This is a genomic window from Streptomyces sp. R33, from assembly GCF_041200175.1.
Classification (GTDB): Bacteria; Actinomycetota; Actinomycetes; order Streptomycetales; family Streptomycetaceae; genus Streptomyces; species Streptomyces katrae_B.
On the sequence record NZ_CP165727.1, the window covers coordinates 1398565 to 1419946 of the forward strand.

General features: G+C 71.3%; 17 protein-coding genes. 2 read left to right on the plus strand and 15 right to left on the minus strand.

Features of this window, described 5'->3' with window-relative positions:
- Nucleotides 1-53 precede the first annotated feature (53 nt).
- The 15 genes from AB5J51_RS06905 to AB5J51_RS06975 form a co-directional block, all read right to left on the minus strand.
- A complete protein-coding gene (locus AB5J51_RS06905; RefSeq protein WP_369777160.1) occupies nucleotides 54-1427 on the minus strand; it encodes an FAD-binding oxidoreductase in 1374 nt (457 codons plus the stop codon).
- Nucleotides 1424-1747, minus strand: a complete 324-nt coding sequence (locus AB5J51_RS06910; protein WP_053789816.1) for a hypothetical protein — start codon at nucleotides 1745-1747, stop codon at nucleotides 1424-1426. The genes AB5J51_RS06905 and AB5J51_RS06910 overlap by 4 nt, the downstream gene beginning before the upstream one ends.
- The gene (locus AB5J51_RS06915) at nucleotides 1744-2154 is read right to left on the minus strand and encodes a cupin domain-containing protein (protein ID WP_053789815.1); all 411 of its coding nucleotides are present in this window, start codon (nucleotides 2152-2154) and stop codon (nucleotides 1744-1746) included. The genes AB5J51_RS06910 and AB5J51_RS06915 overlap by 4 nt, the downstream gene beginning before the upstream one ends.
- Before the next feature lie 204 nt (nucleotides 2155-2358).
- A complete protein-coding gene (locus AB5J51_RS06920; protein ID WP_369777161.1) occupies nucleotides 2359-3126 on the minus strand; it encodes a response regulator in 768 nt (255 codons plus the stop codon).
- A 151-nt stretch (nucleotides 3127-3277) separates the two neighbouring features.
- On the minus strand, nucleotides 3278-4999 hold the full coding sequence (gene tsrT, locus AB5J51_RS06925) for a tryptophan 2-C-methyltransferase (protein WP_369777162.1): 1722 nt from the start codon (nucleotides 4997-4999) through the stop codon (nucleotides 3278-3280).
- 40 nt (nucleotides 5000-5039) lie between these two features.
- Nucleotides 5040-6251: an acyl-CoA dehydrogenase family protein gene (locus AB5J51_RS06930; protein WP_369777163.1), complete on the minus strand. Its 1212-nt coding sequence runs from the start codon at nucleotides 6249-6251 to the stop codon at nucleotides 5040-5042.
- Nucleotides 6252-6272: 21 nt separating this feature from the next.
- Nucleotides 6273-7487, minus strand: coding sequence for an acyl-CoA dehydrogenase family protein (locus tag AB5J51_RS06935; RefSeq protein ID WP_133896069.1), 1215 nt, complete (start codon nucleotides 7485-7487; stop codon nucleotides 6273-6275).
- 31 nt (nucleotides 7488-7518) lie between these two features.
- A complete protein-coding gene (locus AB5J51_RS06940) occupies nucleotides 7519-8862 on the minus strand; it encodes an acetyl-CoA carboxylase biotin carboxylase subunit family protein (RefSeq protein ID WP_369777164.1) in 1344 nt (447 codons plus the stop codon).
- Complete coding sequence (locus AB5J51_RS06945) at nucleotides 8862-10145, minus strand: lysine N(6)-hydroxylase/L-ornithine N(5)-oxygenase family protein (protein ID WP_133896070.1); 1284 nt, start codon at nucleotides 10143-10145, stop codon at nucleotides 8862-8864. The genes AB5J51_RS06940 and AB5J51_RS06945 overlap by 1 nt, the downstream gene beginning before the upstream one ends.
- Nucleotides 10142-11422 (minus strand): ATP-grasp domain-containing protein, encoded by a 1281-nt coding sequence (locus tag AB5J51_RS06950; RefSeq protein ID WP_136226104.1) that lies wholly within the window; start codon nucleotides 11420-11422, stop codon nucleotides 10142-10144. The genes AB5J51_RS06945 and AB5J51_RS06950 overlap by 4 nt, the downstream gene beginning before the upstream one ends.
- On the minus strand, nucleotides 11419-12729 hold the full coding sequence (locus tag AB5J51_RS06955; protein ID WP_369777165.1) for an MFS transporter: 1311 nt from the start codon (nucleotides 12727-12729) through the stop codon (nucleotides 11419-11421). The genes AB5J51_RS06950 and AB5J51_RS06955 overlap by 4 nt, the downstream gene beginning before the upstream one ends.
- Nucleotides 12726-13781: an NAD(P)/FAD-dependent oxidoreductase gene (locus tag AB5J51_RS06960; protein ID WP_369777166.1), complete on the minus strand. Its 1056-nt coding sequence runs from the start codon at nucleotides 13779-13781 to the stop codon at nucleotides 12726-12728. The genes AB5J51_RS06955 and AB5J51_RS06960 overlap by 4 nt, the downstream gene beginning before the upstream one ends.
- Nucleotides 13778-15313 (minus strand): class I tRNA ligase family protein, encoded by a 1536-nt coding sequence (locus tag AB5J51_RS06965; RefSeq protein ID WP_240805482.1) that lies wholly within the window; start codon nucleotides 15311-15313, stop codon nucleotides 13778-13780. The genes AB5J51_RS06960 and AB5J51_RS06965 overlap by 4 nt, the downstream gene beginning before the upstream one ends.
- Nucleotides 15313-16593, minus strand: coding sequence for a lysine N(6)-hydroxylase/L-ornithine N(5)-oxygenase family protein (locus AB5J51_RS06970; RefSeq protein ID WP_133896074.1), 1281 nt, complete (start codon nucleotides 16591-16593; stop codon nucleotides 15313-15315). Before AB5J51_RS06970 ends, AB5J51_RS06965 begins: the two co-directional genes overlap by 1 nt.
- A 129-nt stretch (nucleotides 16594-16722) precedes the next feature.
- On the minus strand, nucleotides 16723-18048 hold the full coding sequence (locus AB5J51_RS06975) for an MFS transporter (RefSeq protein WP_369777167.1): 1326 nt from the start codon (nucleotides 18046-18048) through the stop codon (nucleotides 16723-16725).
- A 171-nt stretch (nucleotides 18049-18219) separates the two neighbouring features.
- Here AB5J51_RS06975 and AB5J51_RS06980 point away from each other — a divergent pair, with 171 nt between their 5' ends.
- Complete coding sequence (locus AB5J51_RS06980; RefSeq protein ID WP_053788021.1) at nucleotides 18220-18621, plus strand: DUF1992 domain-containing protein; 402 nt, start codon at nucleotides 18220-18222, stop codon at nucleotides 18619-18621.
- A 59-nt stretch (nucleotides 18622-18680) separates the two neighbouring features.
- Nucleotides 18681-21380 carry a SpoIIE family protein phosphatase/ATP-binding protein gene (locus AB5J51_RS06985; RefSeq protein WP_136226100.1) on the plus strand — a complete coding sequence of 900 codons (2700 nt, stop codon included), beginning with the start codon at nucleotides 18681-18683 and terminating at the stop codon, nucleotides 21378-21380.
- Nucleotides 21381-21382: the final 2 nt, after the last annotated feature.

The window sequence follows — 21382 nt, forward strand, 5'->3', positions numbered from 1 at the left end:
TGCAGAAGATGCGCAGGGTGCGCCCGGCTACCGGTGGGGCCGGCAGGGTCCCGTCACGATCCGATGGCCTGACCGAACGTGAAGAAGCCGTCCGGGTCCACCCGCTTCTTGATCTCCACGAGCCGCGGATAGTTGGCGCCGTAGTACGCGGTGCGCCAGTCCGGCAGGTCCGGGTCGATGAAGTTCTGGTACGCGCCCCGGCCCACGTACGGCGCGACCTCTTCCTGCAGACCGGCCAGCCAGTGCAGGTTCGCCTCCACGGTGTCCGGACCGTCCTCTCCGGTCCAGGAGGTGTCCATGCTGACGAGGAACCGTGCGTCGCGGTGGACGAACGCGGTGTCGGCCGGGGCCACCCGGTTGATCGCTCCGCCCCAGGTGTACAGGGCGAGGCCGCAGCCGTCCGGGTTGCGGCTGCCCGGCCGGCGGGCGAGCCGGGACATGACGGCGGCCACGGCCTCGGGGGGCAGCGGCTCTGCGGCGAAGTTGGTCCGTACGGCGAACGCCCCGGCGGAGGTCTCGTGCAGCAGGTAGTCCTTGGCCTCCCAGAACGTGCGGTCGGCGATGTCCTCGCGCACGGGCCGGGTCGTCGCGAGGACCGGGGCGAGCATCTCCCGCAGCTCGCTCGCGGGTCCGAGGTGGAGTCCGACGGCCGACACCACGGGGTCGCCGTCGGCGGCGGCGACGCCGAGGCGGAGCGAGAACTCGTCCGGTGCGTGCCGGGTGGCCTCCTGCACCGCCGCGAAGACCTCGGGGGCGTTGGCCCCGTCCCACAGGAGCAGGCAGGTGGAGACGTCCGGCACCGCGGTGGCCTGGAAGGTGAAGGACAGGTTGATGCCGAAGTTCCCGCCTCCGCCGCCGCGGCAGGCCCAGTACAGGTCCGGGTTCTCCTGGGCGTCGCAGGTCAGCACCTCGCCCCCGGCGGTCATGAGGGTGGTCCGGACGAGGGCGTCCGCGGTGAGTCCGAGCTTGCGCGAGGTGGAGGAGGAGCCGCCGCCGAGCGTGAGGCCGGCGATGCCGACCGATGCTCCGTTGCCCAGCGCGAACGCCATCCCGTGGGGCTGGATCGCCGCGTAGACGTCGGCCATGCGGGCCCCGCCGGCGGCCGTGACGAGCCCGGTGGAGCCGTCGGCGACGACGGTGTTCAGCGCGCTGAGGTCGAGGACGAGGCCGGTGTTGACCGAGTGGCCCGCGTAACTGTGGCCACCGCTGCGGGCGACGAGGCGGACGCCCGTGTCGCGGGCCCACTCGACGGCGTGCAGTACGTCGCCGTGGTTCGCCGCCGTCACGACGCCGTTCGGCGTGGTCGCGGCGTAGCGGGTGTTGAACGGGGTGCTGGACTCGCGGAAACCGGCGTCGCCGGGTCGCCGTACACGGCCCGCGACCGTCTTCTCCAGCCGCTGCCAGTCCGCCTCGGATGCGCCGTTCACTGCACCTCTTCGATGTAGGAGATTCCCGTCGCGGCGTGCGGGCCGTAGCGCTCCCAGACCTCGCGCAGCCGCAGGCGGCCGTCCTCGGCCACCTCGGGTGTGTTGACGGTGCGCCCGCAGACCACCTCGCCGGTCGCGAACACGAGGGTGTAGCCCATGGACAGGGTGCCGTCCGGCGTGCAGGTGCCGACGGTCCACCCGCGCCGGACCTCGCCGCCGACGACCTCGCCCCAGACCAGGTCGCCCTGCTGGTGGTAGACGGCGACGGTGCGGACGTCGCCCTGCGGTTTGCGGAACCTGCGGCCGTCGTAGTTGATCACGTGGCCGTGTCCGCTTCCGTGTTCTGCGCGGGCCGGCCGGCGAGGAACTCGGCCGACATGCTCCGGCCCCACCAGATCGCGTAGTAGGAGAAGTCCGTGTCGTGCTCGTTGACGACGTGGTGCTCGGCGCCGCCCTTCATGAGCGCGATGTCCCCCGCCGCGAGCTCCCACCGGCGGCCGTTGCAGACCACGGCGGCGCGTCCGGCCATGGCGATGAACATCTCGCGTTCGCGGTGGGCGTGCGCCTCCGACACGTCGCCGGGGCGCAGGACGCACCACGCCCCGCGGAACGGCGCTTCCAGTCCCGGCCAGGGGTACAGCAGCTTGAGGTCCAGGCCGTGTTCCCGGAGCAGGTGGTCGGGCTCCGCGGTGCGGATCTCCACGTCGGGTTGTTCCTGGTCGGTCAACGTTCCGCTCCGATCGACGTCTTTGATTGCGGTATTCCGGCATTGCGGCATTGCAGCATTGCGACATTCCGGCTTTTCCGGCTTCTCCGGCGGGCGGATGACACCGATCAGGCTAGGAGAGGGCGGCTCCCTTTCGACAGGGGAATTGTTCCCTTGCCGAAAGGGAATCTTCCGCAGGCTGTCACACGGGGCGATATCGGCGGATCAGCTGTGCCCCAGACCCGCGTCGCGGGCCAGCACGATGGCCTGGGACCGATCGGCCACGCCGAGTTTTCCGAATATCGTGGAGACTCGGTTGCTGATGGTCTTCGATGCGAGCACGAGCTCACGGGCAATGGCCGCATTCGACTTGCCCGCCGCGATACGTTCCAGAACGTCCCGCTCCCGGTTGGTCAACTGCGGGAAGGGGTAGTAATACTGCCCGGTCGACGACGGGCACAGGAGGGCTCCGAGCCGGTTGGCGATCGACTTGTCGACGATTCCCTCCCCGGCCGCGACGGCCTGGATACCGCGCAGGATCTGGTCCGCGTCGGCCCGCTTGAACAGATAGCCGCGGGCACCGGCCTGGAGCGCCGCGGTGACGACCCGGTCGTCGTCGACCGAGCTGAAGACGAGGATGCCCGTTTCGGGCCATAATCTCAGCACTTCGGATATCACCCGCATACCGGCCCGTTCGTCCATGAGCGGGTCGACCACGAGGACGTGGGGCCGGCAGCGGGAGGTCTCCGCGATCACCTCGTCCGCCGTGGCGGCCTCGCCGACGACGGATATCCCCCCGGACCGTTCCAGGACGGAACGGACTCCGTGGCGTATCGCGGGCTGCGCGTCGGCGAGCACGACGGTGACGGTGGCGAGGGGTCTGGCGACCACCGCGAGATCACCGTCGGGCCGTCGGCCCGTGAACTCCCTTTGCGCATCACCCTGTGACGAGAGCGGCCAGAGCAGCCCCTTGATGTTTGTCGTCTGATGCATTTCTACCTTCCCCCCGAATCGATCTTTTACGGCGGCCCAGGCCGACCGGCCGCCACCAGAATGGTGCACGGGCCAGTCTTACCGCAACGGTCGGGGGGATATCCGCGCGGCGCGATCATCGTGTGGGCAACGACATTCACATCCGTCCATGTCAGTTTTCTGCGGACTCTGCCATTCCTACCTCTTGCGCCTGCCGGAGAATTGCCTCCCGGTCTCGCCAATGCGCCCAGAATGCTCCGGTGTACCCGAGTCCGCTGAGACTCGTCAGGAAGGGATTGTCCGCGTAGTTGTTGTCGTGCTCGCTCATGCCTGCCAGCGTCGGCAGCATGACCCGGTGGTGGTCGGCGGGGTCGACGAGATCCCAGAGCAGTTCCACGGACCGGCTCCACCGTCCGGAGGGGTCATCGACCGTTCCGGCGTCCTCGAGGAGATCCGGCGAGAAGTAGCAGACGAGCCGGAAGTTGCCCGACTCGTCGAACATGAACTGCCGCTCGTACTCGACCGGGCCCGAGCACCGGGCCGGTGGCTTCAGCACGATCGGGCCGGTGGCCGTGTTCGACTGCAGTCCGGGCACCGTGCGCACCCCGTCGCACTGCTCGGCCATCGCGATGCCGAGCGGCGTGTGGGGGAAGAGCCTCAGCCCCAGCGAGAACCCGGTCACGGTGGCGTCCAGTGCCATGAACGCCTCGACGCATTCGCGCATGGTCTGCGGCGTCTCGCCCGGCATTCCGAACAGCGCCTCGACCATGGTCAGCATGCCGTTGGCGTGGCAGAGCCGGACCAGTCTCTCGGTGTCGGCGAAGGAGTAGTACGTGGTGCCCTTCCCGGTGACCTTCCAGCCGCGCAGCATGTCCGCCCGTACGTGGTCGGAGCCGACGTTCACCCCGCGGCAGCCCGCGGCGGCGAGCAACCCGGCGAACTCCTCGTCGAACGGCGAAGGCTGGCAGTAGACCCACAGCCGCAAGTCGTTCAGCGGATTGCCGGAGTCTGCGTGCCTGCGGCGGACGATCTCGCGCAGCAGCTGCTTCGCGTGGGATATGGACAGGTTGAACTCGCTGTCGGTGGTGTGCTGGTCGAGGATCCCCTGCGCGGCGAGGGACTGCATCTCGTCGACCACGGCGGCGACGTCCCGCCGGCCGAACCGGATGCCCTTCGCATCGGGTTCGACGCAGTGCGAGCAGCGGTAGGTGCAGCCGTTCTTGGTGAGGATGCCGGCCAGCCCGCCGCGCTGGTAGTAGAGCAGGTTGTCCACCTTGTGCGGCGAGCCGGAGCGGCGCAGGTACGTTCCGGCCTGGTCCACCTGCCACACCCGGTCCTCGAACTGCCCTGCGGACGGCGGTGCCACGGCGCGCCGGGGCGTCAGGGAGAGCGCCGGCGGCGGTACCCGCACGACCCCCTCGCCCGTGTTGCACAGCAGACCGGACACCGTGCGCGGGTCGCGCCCGGTGACCAGCGCGTCGGCGAGGTCGCAGATGATCTGCTCGCCGGGGCCCTTGACGCCGAAGTCGATGCCGAAGTAGTCGACCAGCGCGAAGGGCATGGAGGAGAAGCCGATGCCGCCGCCGACGATGGGCGCGTCCGTGAGGCGTTTGATCTCGGTGATGATCTCCTTGTGCTCCCCGATGAAGGGGCGCTGCTCGAAGGCGTAGACGGTGTCGGTGTTGCGGATCGTGACACCGACGAGGACCGGACTGCGCGCTCCGAAGTATTCGGAGAGGCAGGACTTCCAGTCCTCCCGGTGGAACGTGAGGTCCACCACCTCGACCTCGAAGTCGGCGGCCTCCAACGAGGTCGTGAGCACATCGAGCGCATAGGGCGCGATCGGTGGGTGCACCTTGTTGGGATTGACCAAAAGCACCAGGCCTCGGCCCATCGGACTTTCTCCCCCCTGGCCTGCACGCAGGCGAATTGCGTTATCTGACGATGCCGAGGCAGATCCCGAACTCGGGTTTACCTCCCAGCAGATGGGCGCCGGCCGACTGGAGAATGCGGTCCTGGGCGGTGGCGTGCTGGCACATGGTGGTGGTGTCGCGCATCCAGCGGTCCATCGGCGACGACTGGTGGATCGACCAGGTCTGGAGCAGGTCGAAGAGCCGGCTGACGATCGACCTGGAGGTGCGGAAGGCGTGCACCCAGGCGAGCGGCGACGCGGCGCGCTCCTCGGGAGTGAGGTCGTCCAGGGTTCCCCCGGCGGCCAGCACCTCCCACTGGCGCCGCTGGCTCCCGTACACCCCGCCCCGGGTGGCGAGGTAGTCCGCCTCGCACTCGGCGAGCGTGACCTGGGCCCGGAAGTGGTCCTTCCACGCGACCCCGGTCATCCGGTCGACCCGGGTCCGGGCGATCTCGCGCGCATGGTCCAGGGCGGCCCGGGCCACCCCGAGCGCCACGCCGCACATGCTGCGCGTGAACGCGTCCGGCTGGGCGAGCGGGCCTGGGCGGCCGCGCACCTTGCCGAAGCTGTACGTGTGCTCCTCGGGGACGAAGACACCGTCCATGGTGTAGTCGCAGCTGCCGGTGCCGCGCATGCCCAGGGTGTGCCAGTTGTCGATGACCTCCACCTGGGCCCGGGGCACCAGGAACTGCCGCGACTCGTGCGGGTTGCTGCCGTCCGGGCTCGCGTACGGCTCGCCGTCCTGGTAGACGAACGCACCCGAGGTCACCCAGTCGCAGTGGGTGATGCCGCTGCCGAAGGACCAGCGGCCGGAGAGCCGGAAACCGCCGGGGACCCGCTCGGCGTGACCCGTCGGCTGCAGCAGCCCGGCCGTGATCGTGTCCGGGGTCGGGAAGATCTCCTTGGCCACCGTCTCGTCGAGGAAGGCGCTGAAGATGCCGCTGCTCGCGCCCATCACGGTGCACCAGGCCGCGGAGGCGTCCCCGTGCGCCAGCGTCTCGACGACTTCCGTCTGCTCCATCGTGGTCAGCGCCAGGCCGCCCAGCTCCCGGCCGAAGGCCATTCGGAACACCCCGGCGTCGCGCAGCATGTCCACCACGTCCGCCGGCAGCCGCCGCGCCTCTTCGATCTCCGCCGACCGCTCCCGCAGCAGCGGCGCCAGCTCCTTCGCACGGGCGAGGAGTTCCGCCGCGGTGGCAGGCACCTCGGCCCCCGGGTTCCGGGTCATGCTCATGTGATCGCCTTTCACTTGGCCCTACTTGACGATGCCGAGGCTCATCCGGAACTTGGGCGGCCGGCCCAGCAGGTAGGCCCCGCCGGATTCGAGGATCAGGTCCGAGGCGGCGACGTGCTGGCACATGGTCGCGGTGTCGCGCATCCAGCGGTCCATCGGCGAGGACCGGTTGATCGACCACGCCTGGAGCAGGTCGTAGAGCCGGTTCACGATCGCCCGCGAGGTGCGGAAGGCGTGCACCCAGGCGAGCGAGGAAGCGGCCCGCTCGGTGGCGGTGAGATCGTCCAGGGTGCCGCCGCCGGCCAGTACGTCCCAGTGCCGCTGTGAGCTGCTGTGGACGCCACTGCGGGCGGCGTTGAACTCCGCCTCGCACTCGGCCAGGGTGACCTGCACGCGGAAGGTGTCCGCCCACGGCGTGTTGGTCATCTTGTCCACCCGGGTGAGCGCGGTCTCCCGGGCGTGGTCCAGGGCGGCCCTGGCCACCCCGAGCGGCACCGCGCACAGGCTGCGCATGAAGGAGTCGGGCTGGGCGATGGGGGTGTCCGTGCGGCCCCGTACCTTGTAGAAGGTGTAGGTGTGTTCCTCGGGCACGAACACGTCGGTGATCGTGTAGTCGCTGCTCCCGCTGCCGCACAGGCCGGTGGTGTCCCAGTTCCCGACGACCTCGACCTCGTGGGCCGGCACCAGGAACTGGCGCGACGCGTGCGCGTTGCTGCCGTCCGGACTCGCCCAGGGCTTGCCGTCCTGGTAGATGAACGCCCCGGAGGTCACCCAGTCGGCATGGGTGATCCCACTGCCGAACGACCACCGGCCGCTCAGCCGGAAGCCGCCCGGAACCCGCTCGGCGTGCCCGGCCGGCGCGATCAGCCCGGCAGTGATCATGTCCAGGCTCGGGAACACCTCCTTGACCACGGCGGGGTCCAGGAAGTTGCTGATCGCCCCGGTCATCGCGCCGATCGCCGCGCACCAGCCGGCCGAGGCGTCCCCGTAGGCCAGTGTCTCCACGACCTCGGCCTGCTGCATCGACGTCAGCTCGGGGCCGCCCCACTCGGGCCCGAAGCACATCCGGAACACTCCGGTGCCGCGCAGCATGTCCACGACGTCCGCAGGGAGTTGCCGGGCCTGCTCGATCTCCGCCGACCGCTCCCGCAGCCGCGGAGCCAGTGCCCTGGCACGCTCCAGGATCTCTGCTGCGGTCGTGGGTGCTTCGGTGCCCGGGTTCCGGGTCGTGCTCATGCGTTCCCCCTCAGGTGATGGTGTGTGCCGGTCATTCGTCCACGTCGAGCAGGCCGGCCGGCATCTCGAACGGTGCGTCCGGATCCGGCGGGCCGATCGGCTCCGCGTCCAGTGCGACGAGCGCGGCCGCCGCGTCCAGCCGCTCCAGGCAGGTCCGGTTGTCGTCGGCCTGGCACACCACGAAGGAGTGGCGTGCCAGGTAGCCGCCCGGGGGCAGACGCAGCGTGGTCCCGGGCTCGGCCATCGGCGCGGCGGCGACCAGGCCCGGAGCCTCGGCCGGTACGGCGACCGACCGCAGCAGGCAGTCCCGCTCCGGGTAGCCGAACCGGATGCCGGCGACGGCCCGCCGGGTCGGCCGGGTGTCCGGCCGCTGCCCGGTGGCCACGTCGAACAGCACCTCGCCGGGCTCGATGCCGGTGGCGGTCCTGCCGAGGAAGGGGATCAGGTCCCCGCCGAGGCGGCCGTTGATCTCGATGATCAGCGGCCCGCGGCCGGTCAGCCGGACCTCGCTGTGCGTGATGCCGTCCTCGATGCCGAGCACCTGGTGCGCCCGGGCGAGGGTGCGCATCAGCCCGGGGTCCGCCATCAGCGGGTCGGCCGCGTCGACGAGGTGCCCGACCTCCTCGAAGTACGGCTGGTCGCTGCTGTGTTTGCGGGCCACGAACATCGGCAGGTACTCGCCCTTGTGCACGGCGCCGTCGATGCTGATCTCCGGCCCGGGCGCGTACCCCTCGACGATGGCGCTCGCCCGGTACGGGCCCGGGTCGACCTCGCTCGCGGACAGGGCGATCCGGAACGCGGCGTCCAGCTCGCTCTCGTCGGCCGCGAACACGACGCCGATGCTGGCGCCCATCGCACGCGGCTTGATCACGACGGGATAGCCGATCCGCGCGGCGGCCGCCCTGGCCTGCTCCACGGTGGTGGTCAGCTCGAACCCCGGCTGGCAGAGGCCCGCCGCGGTGAGTTCGGCCCGGGTGAGCTGCTTGTCCCGGCAGCCGCGTACGCCGGGTACCGACAGCCCCGGCACACCGAACTCGGCAGCGAGGAGCCCGGCGTCCAGGACCAGCGGCTCGTCCCAGCACATCAGGCCGACGATGCGGCGGCGGGCGGCGACTTCGCGGGCCGCCGCGCCCATCGCCTCGGAGTCGAAGACGTTGGCGACGATGATCTCGTCGAAGTACTCGTGCTGCCAGGTGGGGTTGAGGTTGTTGAGCAGCACCATGTCCAGGCCGGCCGCACGGGCCCGGCGGCGGATCGGCGCGACGAGGTACTCCCGGTACACCTTCAGCCCGCTGCCGATGACCAGCAGGCTTCCCTTGTCGGCGGCCATCACGTCGCTCGTCATCACGTCGCTCGTCATCAGGTCGTCGGTCATCACGGCCTCCCGGTTTCGGCAGCGGCCGCGCGGCGGGAGAGCAGGTCGGTGAGGATGTCCTGGGAGCGGTGTGCGAGGACGCTGATGAGGGAGTCGGCGATGCCGTGGGTCTCCTCGTTGACGCCCTGGAGGTAGACGGCTCCCCGTGCCGACTCGCCGAGTTCGACCCGGTGGGCGCGGCTGACCGTGACCTCGCCGATGCCGACCCGGGCCGCCAGCTCCCGTACGAGGGCGGGCTTGCGGGGGTCGTAGCCGGTGCCCAGCAGCACGAGGTCACAGCGCAGCGGCTCGGTCTTGCCGCTCATCCGGTCCCGCAGGTCGAGCACGACGTCCCCGTCCTCGAGCCGGGCGCCCACGACCTCGGTCATCGCCCGCACCTCGGAGCGCTGCGGACCGAGCGCCTTCTGCCGGTAGAGCATCGTGTACAGCTCGTCGAGGAACGGCGGCGCCAGACCGGCGTAGTTCGTCAGCCGCATCTCGTCCAGGACCTGCGCCCGGACCTCTGCGGGGCTGTCGTAGAACTCGTCCACGAACGAGGGGAAGAACCGCTCGTTCACGAACTTGCTCGTCTGGTAGTTCTGCAGGCCGACCGACCGTACGACCATGGTCACGCGGCTCTGCGGCAGGTTCTCGTGCAGCGCGTAGAACATCTCCGCGGCGCTCTGCGCCCCGCCGACCACCACGGCCCGGACCGGCTCGTCCTTCGGGATCTCCCCCATCCGGGTCCGGTACTGGGCGCTGTGGATCAGCCGGTCGGCGGGCAGGCCGGCGAAGACGTCCGGCACCCGCGGGTCGCGGCCTCCGCCGACGACGAGGTCCCGGCAGCGGATCTCGTCCCCGTCCGTCAGCAGCACGCTCCACCCGGAGACGGAACCGTCCGCTGCCACGACCGGGTCGACCTGCGCGGCGCGGACCCCGTACCGGATCCGGACCCGCTGCAGCGAGGAGGCGACCCATTGGAGGTAGTCGGAGAACTCCCACCGGAACGGGTGGAAGGTGCCCAGGTTGATGAACTCGTCCAAGCGCCCCTGCTCGTGCAGGAAGTTGAGGAACGTGAACCTGCTGGACGGGTTGCGCAGCGTCACCAGGTCCTTCAGGAAGGACACCTGGCTGCGCGCCCACGGCATGAGCAGGTCGCGCTGCCATTTGACGTCCGGGCTCTGCTCCAACAGCAGGGTGCCGTCCGCAAGTTCGGCCGAGCCGGATTCCTCGATGGCCACCGCGAGCGCCAGATTCGCCGGACCGGCGCCGATCGCCAGGACACCGACTTCCCGTACCGTCATGCTTCCCCCTCGATGTCGATCCGGACTGCGGCCGCGGCGGCTTCGGCCCGCCGCAGTGCCTCGGTGGAGCTGTCCGCGGTGGCCATGACGATCCCCGCGCGGTCCCAGGAGTGGCGCAGCCCGGTGAACCGGTCGCCCGGCCCGGCGGTGACCGCGACCAGGAACACGCCGTCGACCTGCCGGGCGGCCTCGACGCCGTGCACGGCCGTGACCCGTCCCGCCCCGGTGGCCAGGAACCGTACGGCCGCTCCGCCCTTGGCCCGCCGGGGCAGTTCGGCCGGCGGCTCCTCGCCCTTCATCACCGCGTAGTAGCTGCGCATGAGCTGGACCGGGTAGGCGAGTTGGATGGTGTCGACGATGCCGCCGCCGGCGAGCCGGCCCGCGCATTCCACGAGGTACGGCACACCGTTCGAGACGATCCATTCGCAGTGCACGATCCCGTCGCGGAAGCCGACGGCCCGGACCACGCGCGCCGTCTGTGCGCCGAGCGTCTCCGCGAGGTCCTCGGGGATGTCGGCCGGCACGGTGTGCGCCATCTCCACCGGGTGGGGCCCGGGGAAGAGCTGTTTGCCGGTGACGTTGACGAACAGCGCGCGCCCGTCCCGTACCAGCATCTCGACACTGAACTCGGGCCCCTCGACGTACTGTTCGGCGAGCATGGACAGTTCCATGGGCCGGTCGGGCACGAAGACGCCCTCGTCCTGGACCAGGCAGTCCGCCCATGCCTGCTCGACCTCGGCCGCGTGGTGGATCACCCGGGTGCCCACGGCGGCCTGGCGGTTGGCGGGCTTGAGTACGACGGGGCCGCCAAGGCCGCGCAGGAAGTCCCGTACGCCGGCGGGGCCTTCCACGCGGACACTGGCAGGGTTGGCGATCCCGGCAGCGGCGCTGACCTGCCGCAGCAGGGCCTTGTCGCGGAGGATCTGGGCGGCCCCGAGGCCGGCGCCGGGCAGGCCGTAGCGCTCCGCGAGGCGCGCGGCGAACGGGGTCGCGTACTCGATCGCCGGGACGACCGCGACGGGTGCGAGGTCGGGGTGGGCGTTGTGGAACTCGTCGGCCTTGCCCGCGAGGTGGTACTCCCACTCGATCAGACCGCGGACGAACGCCACCCCGTCGAGCTGCTCGTGCACGTGCCGCTTGCGGACGACGTCGGGCTCCTCGATGTAGATCACCGAGTCGTCCGGCTGGAACTCCCCGATGGCGGCGAGCGTGACGCCGACGAACCCGACGATCAGGACCGGCCCGGAGGCGGCGCCGGGCTGCTGCTGCTCGTTCATGACGTGCCTCCGACGACTTCGGGCGTTCCTTCGGTGCCGGCGTCCGCGTCCTTCGCCGGGGCCGGTTCGGGCGGCTGTTTCACACCGGCCAGGGCGAGCAGCCCGGCCACGGCGGTCACGACGCCGCACAGCAGCCAGAACCCGCCCCCGAGCCTGGTCCAGAGGAAGACGCCGAACAGCGGCGCGAGCGCCGAGGCGGCTCCGCCGACGGCCTGCATGGTGCCGATGTAGCGGGCCTTGACCGCAGCGGGGAACGTCGCCGGGTGGGCGAACATGCTCGGCGCGGCAATCATGATCCCGCAGACGACCAGGACCGCACCGGTGATGGTGAACGCACCGGACCGGGAGGTCAGCCCGTAGACCGCGAGGCCGACGGCCTCCACCAGGTGGCCGGTGATCACCCGCACGTGCTTCGGCAGCCTGCTCAGGTAGGCCGTGATCTTGAGCTCACAGGTGATCAGCACGACGGAGGACACCGTGAGCACGGTGCTGTAGAAGCTGGTCGGATAGTCGTCTTCGGCGAGCTCCAGCGGGAGGGCGATGTGGCCCTGCGCGTAGGTGAGCGAGCCGAGCAGGATGGCGCCCAGGAAGAGCATGTACTTCCGGTCGCGGAGCATCGTGGCGTACGCCGAACGGCCGCCTGCGGCCTGGCCGGACGTCCCGGCTTCGGGTGCGGCTGCGGCCTCGGCTCCCTGCTCCGCCTCCCCTTCCACGGCCTTCTTCGGGAGCAGGGCGAACGCCAGCAGGGCGTAGACGAGCGCCGTCCCGCCGTCGATCCAGAACAGCAGGTCCCAATCGACCAGGATGACCACCGCTGCGATCAGCGGGGCCAGGGCGGCGCCGATGTTCAGCGCGATCCGCATCATCGAGAACGCCATGACCTGGTACCGCTCCGGCATCAGGTCGCTGAGCATCACGGCGGCCGCCGGCCGGTACGCCTGGGTGAACAGGCCTGCGAGCCCGACCACGACCAGCAGCGCCCACAGCATCCCCGGCCCGCTCAGCCAAGAGATCGACGCCACCAGCGGGGCGGAGGCCCCCATGGCCGCCATGATGGTGGCCCGCGGGCCGAACCGGTGGGTGATCTCGGCGCCCAGCATCGTGCCGAAGACCGAACCGATGCTGTACGCGACGAGCGAGAGGCCCGCCACGCTGACCGACGCGCCGCGGTAGGTCAGGTACAGCACGAGGAACGTCTGGACGAACGCGCCGAGTTGGTTGACCAGTACGCCGCCGAGAAGATATCGGACCGGTGTCGGAGTCGCCTTCAGCGCGTCGAACACCCGGACCGGAGCATCCTCCGTCATGCCGCCCCTTCCCTCAAGACATCGACGATGCGGTCCGCGACCAGCGGGGCCGCACTGAATCCGGATCCGCCGCACGCAGCCCGCGACCAGACGGCGGGACCCTCGCGGGCGAGCAGCGCGCCGCCGGTCTCCGCGTCGGCCGCGTAGTGGCAGGCCTTCACCGCGGCCACGGTGTAGCGGTTCAGGCCGGTCAGCGGCGGCGCCGCGGCGAGCCGCTCGGCCCAGGGCCCCTGGTCCTCGGCGGCGCAGTCCGCGGTGGTGTCCACCACCCGGCACACCGCATCGGAGCTGATCTTCAGGAGCGTGCCGTCCCCGGGCGGCACCGCCCAGGCCCGGCCGTCCGCGCCGAGCCCGCCGGCCGCGGGTGCCTGCGCCCACCACCGCGCCGCGTCGGCCGGCGGATGCAGGTAGACCATGGTCTGGCGGTGCAGGACGACCGGCTGCCCGACCAGCTCGCGGGTCCACGGTCCGGCCGCGACCAGGACCAGGTCGGCGCCCAGCCGTTCGCCGTCGGCCAGTTGCACCTTCCCGGAGTCCGTGTCGATCCCGGTCACCGCGGTGTACGGACGCAAGGTCACCGCCGGATGCCCGGCGAGCCGGCGGGCTGCGGCGTGCAGGACCCGTTCCGCGAGCAGCACCCCGCCGTCCACGTCCAGGAGGCCCGCCGAGTCCGGCGGGAACTCCAGGTGCGGCAGCGTCTGCGGTTCCACCGTCCGTACGGAGACCCCCGCCTCGGCGGCCGACGCGGCCAGCGCGGTGAGGCGTTCCCGGGGCCAGGCGGTGACCACTCCGACCCGCCGGTGGAAGCGGGTCCCGAGCAGCGCCTCCAGGTCCTGCCACCGGCGGCGGGCGGCGGTCATCCGCCGGGTGGCGTCCGGATCGTCCGGGCTGAACGTGCGGACGACCCGGTGCTGGTCAAAGGAGCTGGCGTGCGGGTTGGGGATCGGACCCCTGTCCAGCACGGCCACGGGGTGGCCGGCCAGCGCGCACTCCACGGCGGTCAGCAGCCCGGTGACGCCCGCTCCCACGACCACGACCGCCGCCGCGCTCACCGTCCCGGCTCCGCCAGGAGCGGCAGCCGTACGGGCGTGAACTCCGTGGCGTGCGGCTCGGGGGGGATCGCACGGTCGGGGAGGCCCGCCTCGGCCAGGTCGATCAGCAGCGGCGCAGCGCAGCGCAGGAAGACGTCGACCTCGTGGCAGAAGTCACCGGCATCGGCCGGGCCCACCTCCCACCGGTCGAGCCGTGCCAGCTGCTCGGACAGCGTGAAGGCGGCCGAGGTCAGGCTGAAGCGGCGGACGTCGTAGGCGGCGGCGAAGCGCTCCAGGAGGCGCGCGGCCGCCTCCCGCGACCGCCCGGACACCGGCAACGGCCCCTGGCCGGCCCAGCTGCCGGCCTTGCCCGCGACCCGGTTCCACGGCTGGACGAGCCGTTCGCCGGCCACCCGGGCCAAGGCCTCGCGCGTGAAGTTGGTGCGCTGGAAGTCGGGGCTGGTCGCGGCGAGGTAGAAGCGGATGACGTCCCTGGGCACCTCGGCGGCCAGCTCCCGGCCCGACACGACATGGCCGCGGCTGGTGGAGAACTTGTCGTGGTCCAGCTCGTAGAACTCGTTGGTGACGAAGTGCTCGGGCAGGGTGTAGCCGCCCAGCGCCTCCAGCATGGCCGCCCCGACGACCGCGAAGGCGAAACCGGCGTCCGACCCGAAGAAGTAGACGACCTTGTTGCCGGTCTCGGAGAACCACAACTCGTCGTCGGCGGCGAGCACTTCGCCGCGCTCCTCGGCGGCGAGCGCGGTGCAGTGCATGCTCCACGCGATGGTCTCGGCATCCGCGTAGATCACCTGGTCCGCGACCTCCGGGAAGGGTGCGGGGATGCCCCAGGCGATGGGGAGGGTCACGGGATAGTCCGGGAGCGGCCGGGCGAGGATCTCCTCGATCATCTGCGCCAGGCGCGGGCGCATCGTCGCGCTCTGCCGGGCGAAGTAGGCGACGAGCGCCTCTCGGTGCTCCTCGAGCGGCAGCACCAGGACCTGCTGCTCGCGCAGTTCCACCGGGTCGTCGGGGTGCAGGGTGGAGCGCGGGTCGATCAGGTCGCCGGACGCGATCCAGTGCCCGCAGTTCTCGCAGAGGCCGGCGCACCCGTCGGCGAGGCACACCGGACAGCCGCCGCGTACGTAGGCGTCGGTGAGGTACTCGCCGGTGCGCGGCGCGTAGGGGAACCTGAGGCCCCGCAGCCGGAGTGCGCCGCTGCTGTGCAGGCGCTCGAAGAAGGTGCGGACGGTTTTGACGTACCGGTCGCCGAACCGGACGAACCCGTCCGGCCGGATGCCCATGGCCGCGAGGGTCTGCTCCACCTGGCCCGCCGACCGGACGCGCAGTTCTTCGGGGGGTACGCCCAGCCTGCTGGCGGTGGTCACGATGTAGTTCTGCGTGAAGTGCACGCCCGTGCCGAACAGCACGTCGTGGCCCGCGGCGCGTGCGTACCTCGCGCAGACGTCGGCGGCCAGGAACGGGCCGGCCAGATGGCCCAGGTGCAGATCGCCGTTCGCGGTCGGGCCTGGGGCGATCACCAGTGTCCGCTGCATCAGACGCTCCTCGATTCGGCGCCGGCGCGGCGGGAGAGCAGGTCGGTGAGGATGTCCTGGGAGCGGTGGGCGAGGACGCTGATGAGGGAGTCGGCGATGCCGTGGGTCTCCTCGTTGACGCCCTGGAGGTAGACGGCTCCCCGTGCCGACTCGCCGAGTTCGACCCGGTGGGCGCGGCTGACCGTGACCTCGCCGATGCCGACCCGGGCCGCCAGCTCCCGTACGAGGGCGGGCTTGCGGGGGTCGTAGCCGGTGCCCAGCAGCACGAGGTCACAGCGCAGCGGCTCGGTCTTGCCGCTCATCCGGTCCCGCAGGTCGAGCACGACGTCCCCGTCCTCGAGCCGGGCGCCCACGACCTCGGTCATCGCCCGCACCTCGGAACGCTGCGGACCGAGCGCCTTCTGCCGGTAGAGCATCGTGTACAGCTCGTCGAGGAACGGCGGCGCCAGACCGGCGTAATTCGTGAAGCGCATTTCGTCCAGCAGCTGCGCCCTGACCTCCGCCGGACTTTCGTAGAACTCGTCCACGAAGGAAGGGAAGAACAACTCGTTCACGAATTTGCTGGTCTGGTACGTCTGCAGGCCGATCGACCGTACCAGCATTGTCACTTGACTCTGCGGCAGGTTTTCGTGCAGCGCGTAGAACATTTCCGCGGCGCTCTGCGCCCCGCCGACCACCACGGCCCGGACCGGCTCGTCCCGGGGAATCTTCGCAATCCGCGTCCGGTACTGCGCACTGTGAATCAGCCGGTCGTGCGGTAGTCCGGAGAACACCTCCGGTACGCGCGGGTCGCGGCCTCCGCCGACGACGAGGTCCCGGCAGCGGATCTCGTCCCCGTCCGTCAGCAGCACGCTCCACCCGGAGACGGAGCCGTCCGGCCCGCACACCGGATCCACCTGCGCCGCCCGCGCCCCGTAGCGGATCTCCACCCGCTCCAGCGACTTCGCGACCCACTGCAGGTAGTCCGAGAACTCCCACCGGAACGGGTGGAACGTTCCCAGGTTCACGAACTCGTCCAACCGCCCCTGTTCGTGCAGGAAATTGAGGAACGTGAACCTGCTCGACGGATTGCGGAGCGTCACCAGGTCCTTCAGGAAGGACACCTGGCTGCGCGCCCACGGCATCAGCAGATCACGTTGCCATGTGACGTCCGGACTCTGCTCCAACAGCAGGGTCCCGTCCGCCAATTCGGCCGAACCCGACTCCTCGATGGCCACCGCCAGGGCCAGATTCGCCGGACCCGCGCCGATCGCCAGAACACCGACCTCCCGAACAGTCACACTTCCCCCTCGATCGCAGTGATCCCAGTCGCGGACAGGCAGTAGCGAGGCTAGATTTCTGCCGTTCCCGAGAGATAGGGGAACTTCTCCCGTCGACTGGGGAATCTGGGAGGGGAAAGACGGGTCCCGTCAAACGGGAGCGGCGGCCTGCAGGGCGTCCAGCCGCCGCAGGCCGGCCCGCCGTTGGACGACGGCCAGCCCCGCGACCGCCGCCCCGAGCGCCAGCCAGCCCGTCGGCCCGGCCGCCATCACCGCGCCGGTCAGCAGCAGCGGCCCGGCGGACTTCTGGATGGACTGGGACATGCCCGCCACCCCCAGGTACGAGGCCCTCGCCTCCTGCGGAGCGAGGGAGACGGCCAGCTCCCAGGAGCTCACCGAGCGGATCAGCTCGGCCGCGGTGACCAGCACGGCCGCGGCCAGCAGGGTGACCGAGGCGGCCCAGGCCCCGTGTTCGGGGGTGAGGGCCAGGAGCGTGCAGCACGCGAGCGTCGTCAGTCCGTACAGGCCGACCGCCCGGGCGGCCTGGCGCGGCAGCCGGACCCGCGCCGACACGGTCAGCTGCAGGGCCACGACGAGGACGGTGTTGACGAAGAGGAAGGCGGGCACCACGGCGTGCGGTGCGTCGGTGTGGTCGACCAGCCACAGCGGCAGCCCGACGCCCAGGATCGAGTCGTCCAGGCACATCGGGATGTCCAGCAGGACGAACCTGAGGTAGCCGCGGTCCCGCCACGGGTTCGCTGCGGCCGTCGGGCCCGTCGCGGCCGCGTCCCCGGTCCCGCCGGCCACCCGGGCACTCCGGTGGCCGGGGCGGTGGCCGTGCCCGTCCTGCTCCCGCGTGCGCCACACCAGCGCCGCGGCCGCGAGGAACGACAGCGCGTTGCCGAGGATGAGGGCGTGGTACGCCTCGCGGGTGCCCACGGCCAGACCGATGGCGGCGATGCCCGCGCCGAGCGCGTAGCCGGCGTTCGCCGCGCTGCGCGAGAGCGCCTGGTACGTGGCGCGCTGCTCGCCCGCCGCCCGCGTGGCGAAGAGCATCTCCAGCATCTTGGACGCGCGCTCGCCGAGGGAGGTGACGGCGACCACGAGCAGCAGTACCTCGAAGCGGGTGATCACGAGCATCGCGCAGACCGTCCCGAGGCGCAGCAGGTGACTGCCGATCAGCAGCGTGCGTACGGGGAAGCGGTCGGCCAGGTGGCCGGCCAGCGGGGACCCGGCGATGCCCGCCACGCCTGCGGCGCCCAGCAGCAGGCCCAGCTGGCGGGCGTCCAGTCCGACCACGAAGGTGAAGAAGAGGACGCAGGACGCGGCCCAGACCCCGGTCCCGGTGCGGTCCAGCAGCTGGGCGAACAGCATGATGCGGGCGTCCCGGCCGCCGGGCGGGCGGCGCAACTGCGCCAGCAGCCCGGCTCCGTCCCGCCGGTCCTGCCGGTTCCCCGCACCGCGCCGCCAGATCATCCCGGGCCTCCGCATCCCCCGCCGAAGTATCTCGATATCGAGATACTTCGTGGTAGCCTGCCCGAGGTTAATCTTGACGTCAAGATAATTCTTGCGGTGATCGACCGCGGGCGACCTCCTGCCGCCGGCCCGGCGATACGCTGATCGGCAGGGGCTGTCGAGGAGGAAACCGTGACCGAGCGCAAGCCACCGGGCGTCAGTTTCGAGTCCTGGGTGGACCGGCAGATCAGGGAGGCCGCCGAGCGCGGCGAGTTCGAGAAACTGCCCGGCTACGGCAAGCCGCTGGCCTCGATCGACGCCCCGTACGACGAGCTGTGGTGGATCCGGGACAAGATGCACCGCGAGGGGTTCGCCGCCCTGCCGCCGGCGCTCGCCCTGCGCAAAGAGGCCGAGGACGCCCTGGAGGCGGCCCGGACGGCGCCCTCGGAGCGCCGGGTGCGGGCCGTCCTCGCCGAGATCAACGAGAAGATCCGCGCAGCCCTGCGCAGGCCGCCGCCGGGGCCGCCCCTCCAGCTCACCGAATTCGACGTCGACGAGGTGCTCAAAACCTGGCGGGAGAGCCGCACCGACTGACGGCGCGCCCGGACGGCACTCGCGGCTCTCACGGCTGCGGACCACCGACAGTGCTACAAATGGTTCGTGACCCATCCTTGCAACCCGTGCCGGGGACGTCGGTGCGGTCACTGAGCAAAAAGCGCCCGCGCAGCGTCGCCCGACAGGTATTCGTCCTCCAGGTGGCGATCGTGGTGCTGCTCGCTGCCGGTGCGGTACTGGCGCTCGTCCTCCAGTCGCGGCACGACGTCGACCGCGAGGCCCGCTCCCGCTCGGTGGCGGTCGCGCAGACGTTCGCGCACGGTCTCGGGCTCCGCGAGGCGCTCCGTTCCCCCGATCCCTCCAAGATCCTCCAGCCGCTCACCGAGGTGACGCGCAGGGACGCCGGAGTGGACTTCATCGTCGTGATGAACGACCAGGGGATCCGCTACACCCATCCGCTCCCCGACCGGATCGGCAAACAGTTCGTGGGCACCATCGCGCCCTCACTGGCAGGCCAGGTGTACACCGAGAGCGTGAAGGGCCCCCTGGGCCAGGAGATCCAGGCCGTGGTCCCCGTCTTCGTCGATCCCTACAAGGACGGCGGCCCCGTCGTGGCGCTGGTGTCGGCAGGCCTCACGGTGAAGAACGTCACCGGTTTGGCCGGCCGGCAACTCCCCGTCATCCTCGGCACCAGCGCGGCGGCCCTCGCCCTGGCCACCGCGGGCGCGGCCCTGATCAGCCGGCGCCTGAACCGGCAGACCCGCGGGCTCGGCCCGCTCGAGATGACCCGCATGTACGAGCACCATGACGCGGTGCTGCACTCCGTACGCGAGGGGGTGCTGATCACCGACGGCGGCGGCCGCCTCCTCCTCGCCAACGACGAGGCGAAACGGCTGCTGCGGCTCCCGCCCGACGCGGAGGGCCAGCACATCCGGGAGCTGTCCGGGCTCGACCGGAAGATGGCCGACCTCCTGCTGTCCGGCCGGGTGGCCACCGACGAGGTGCACGAGGCCGGGGACCGGCTGCTGGTCGTCAACCAGCGCCCGACCCGGCCCCGCGGCAGGCCCGAGGGCATGGCCGTCACCATCCGGGACTCCACCGAGATGCAGGTGCTCAGCACCCGGGCCGAGGCGGCCCGCAAACGGCTCAGGCTGCTGTACGACGCGGGCGTGGGCGTCGGCACCACGATGGACGTGCAGCGCACGGCCCAGGAGCTCGCGGACGTCGCCGTGCCCCGGTTCGCGGACTTCGTGACCGTCGACCTGGCGGAGCCCGTACTCCTGGGCGACGAGCCCACCGCCGTCACCGCCGACCTGCGCCGCACCGGGGTCAGCGGCATCCGGGACGACGTCCCGCTCTACCCGAAGGGCCGGCTGATCGACTTCCTGCCCTCGACGCCGCAAGCACGCGGGCTCAACAGCGGCCGGGCCGAGCTGGTGAGCGATCTTGCGGACGCGCCGGGCTGGCAGGCCCAGGACCCGCCCCGGGCGCAGGCCATCATCGACTACGGCGTCCGCTCCCTGATCACGGCGCCCCTCAAGGCCCGCGGGGTCGCCCTCGGCGTGGTCAACTTCTGGCGGGCGGAGAAGGAGCCGTTCGACGAGGAGGACGTCTCGCTGGCGGAGGAACTCGTCGCCCGGGCCGGGGTCACCATCGACAACGCGCGCCGCTACACCCGCGAGCACGCCCTGGCCGTGACCCTCCAGCGCAGCCTCCTGCCGCGCGATCTGCCCGAGCAGAGCGCCGTGGAGGTCGCGCACTACTACCTGCCCGCGCAGTCCGGGGTGGGCGGCGACTGGTTCGACGTGATCCCGCTCCCGGGCAGCCGTGTCGCCCTCGTCGTCGGCGACGTCGTCGGGCACGGGCTGCACGCCGCCGCCGCCATGGGCCGGCTGCGTACGGCCGTACTGAACTTCTCGTCCCTGGACCTGCCGCCCGACGAACTCCTCGCCCGCCTCGACGACCTCGTCCAGTACATCGACCAGAGCGTGGACGGCGGCGGCGGCGAGGGCGGCCTGATCGGCGCGACCTGCCTGTACGCCGTGTACGACGCGGTGACCCAGCACTGCACGGTGGCCCGGGCCGGCCACATGCCGCCGGCGGTGGTGCGCCCGGACGGCACGGTGGAGATCCCGGAGCTGCCCGCGGGGGCGCCGCTGGGGCTCGGAGGGTTCCCCTTCGAGTCGGCGGAGCTGGACCTGAGCGAGGGCAGCCAGCTGGTGCTGTACACCGACGGGCTGATCGAGGAGCGCACCCGCGACATCGACGAGGGCCTCGCGCTGCTCCGTTCGGCCCTGGCCCACGCCGACCGCAGGCCCGAGGAGACCTGCCGGGCGGTCCTCGCGGAGCTGCTGCCGGTGCGCCCGCGCGACGACGTGGCCCTGCTGGTCGCGCGGACGTCGGCGCTGCCGGCGGACCGCATCGCCGAATGGGACGTGCCGTTCGAGCCGAGCGCGGTCGGGGCGATGCGGGCCGTCGCCGTGGCGAAGCTGGAGGAATGGGGCCTGTCGGAGCTCGCCTTCGGGACGGAGCTGGTGCTGAGCGAGCTCATCACCAACGCGATCCGGCACGGCGCCGAACCGGTCCGCGTACGGCTCCTGCACGACCGGATGCTGACCTGCGAGGTCTTCGACGGCAGCAGCAGCTCGCCGCGGCTGCACTACGCGAAGACCACGGACGAGGGCGGCCGCGGCCTCTTCCTGGTGGCCCAGATCAGCCGCCGCTGGGGCGCCAGGTACACCCCGGAGGGCAAGGTCATCTGGTCCGAGCAGCCCCTGCCCGAACCCGAGGAGACCTGACC

What these genes read in the sequence shown, in the direction of transcription:
- AB5J51_RS06920 (WP_369777161.1), bottom strand. Translation starts at nt 3,126, where the DNA reads ATGCATCAGACGACAAACATCAAGGGGCTGCTCTGGCCGCTCTCGTCA.
- tsrT (WP_369777162.1), bottom strand. Translation starts at nt 4,999, where the DNA reads ATGGGCCGAGGCCTGGTGCTTTTGGTCAATCCCAACAAGGTGCACCCA.
- AB5J51_RS06930 (WP_369777163.1), bottom strand. Translation starts at nt 6,251, where the DNA reads ATGAGCATGACCCGGAACCCGGGGGCCGAGGTGCCTGCCACCGCGGCG.
- AB5J51_RS06935 (WP_133896069.1), bottom strand. Translation starts at nt 7,487, where the DNA reads ATGAGCACGACCCGGAACCCGGGCACCGAAGCACCCACGACCGCAGCA.
- AB5J51_RS06940 (WP_369777164.1), bottom strand. Translation starts at nt 8,862, where the DNA reads ATGACCGACGACCTGATGACGAGCGACGTGATGACGAGCGACGTGATG.
- AB5J51_RS06945 (WP_133896070.1), bottom strand. Translation starts at nt 10,145, where the DNA reads ATGACGGTACGGGAAGTCGGTGTCCTGGCGATCGGCGCCGGTCCGGCG.
- AB5J51_RS06950 (WP_136226104.1), bottom strand. Translation starts at nt 11,422, where the DNA reads ATGAACGAGCAGCAGCAGCCCGGCGCCGCCTCCGGGCCGGTCCTGATC.
- AB5J51_RS06955 (WP_369777165.1), bottom strand. Translation starts at nt 12,729, where the DNA reads ATGACGGAGGATGCTCCGGTCCGGGTGTTCGACGCGCTGAAGGCGACT.
- AB5J51_RS06965 (WP_240805482.1), bottom strand. Translation starts at nt 15,313, where the DNA reads ATGCAGCGGACACTGGTGATCGCCCCAGGCCCGACCGCGAACGGCGAT.
- AB5J51_RS06975 (WP_369777167.1), bottom strand. Translation starts at nt 18,048, where the DNA reads ATGATCTGGCGGCGCGGTGCGGGGAACCGGCAGGACCGGCGGGACGGA.
- AB5J51_RS06985 (WP_136226100.1), top strand. Translation starts at nt 18,681, where the DNA reads ATGGTTCGTGACCCATCCTTGCAACCCGTGCCGGGGACGTCGGTGCGG.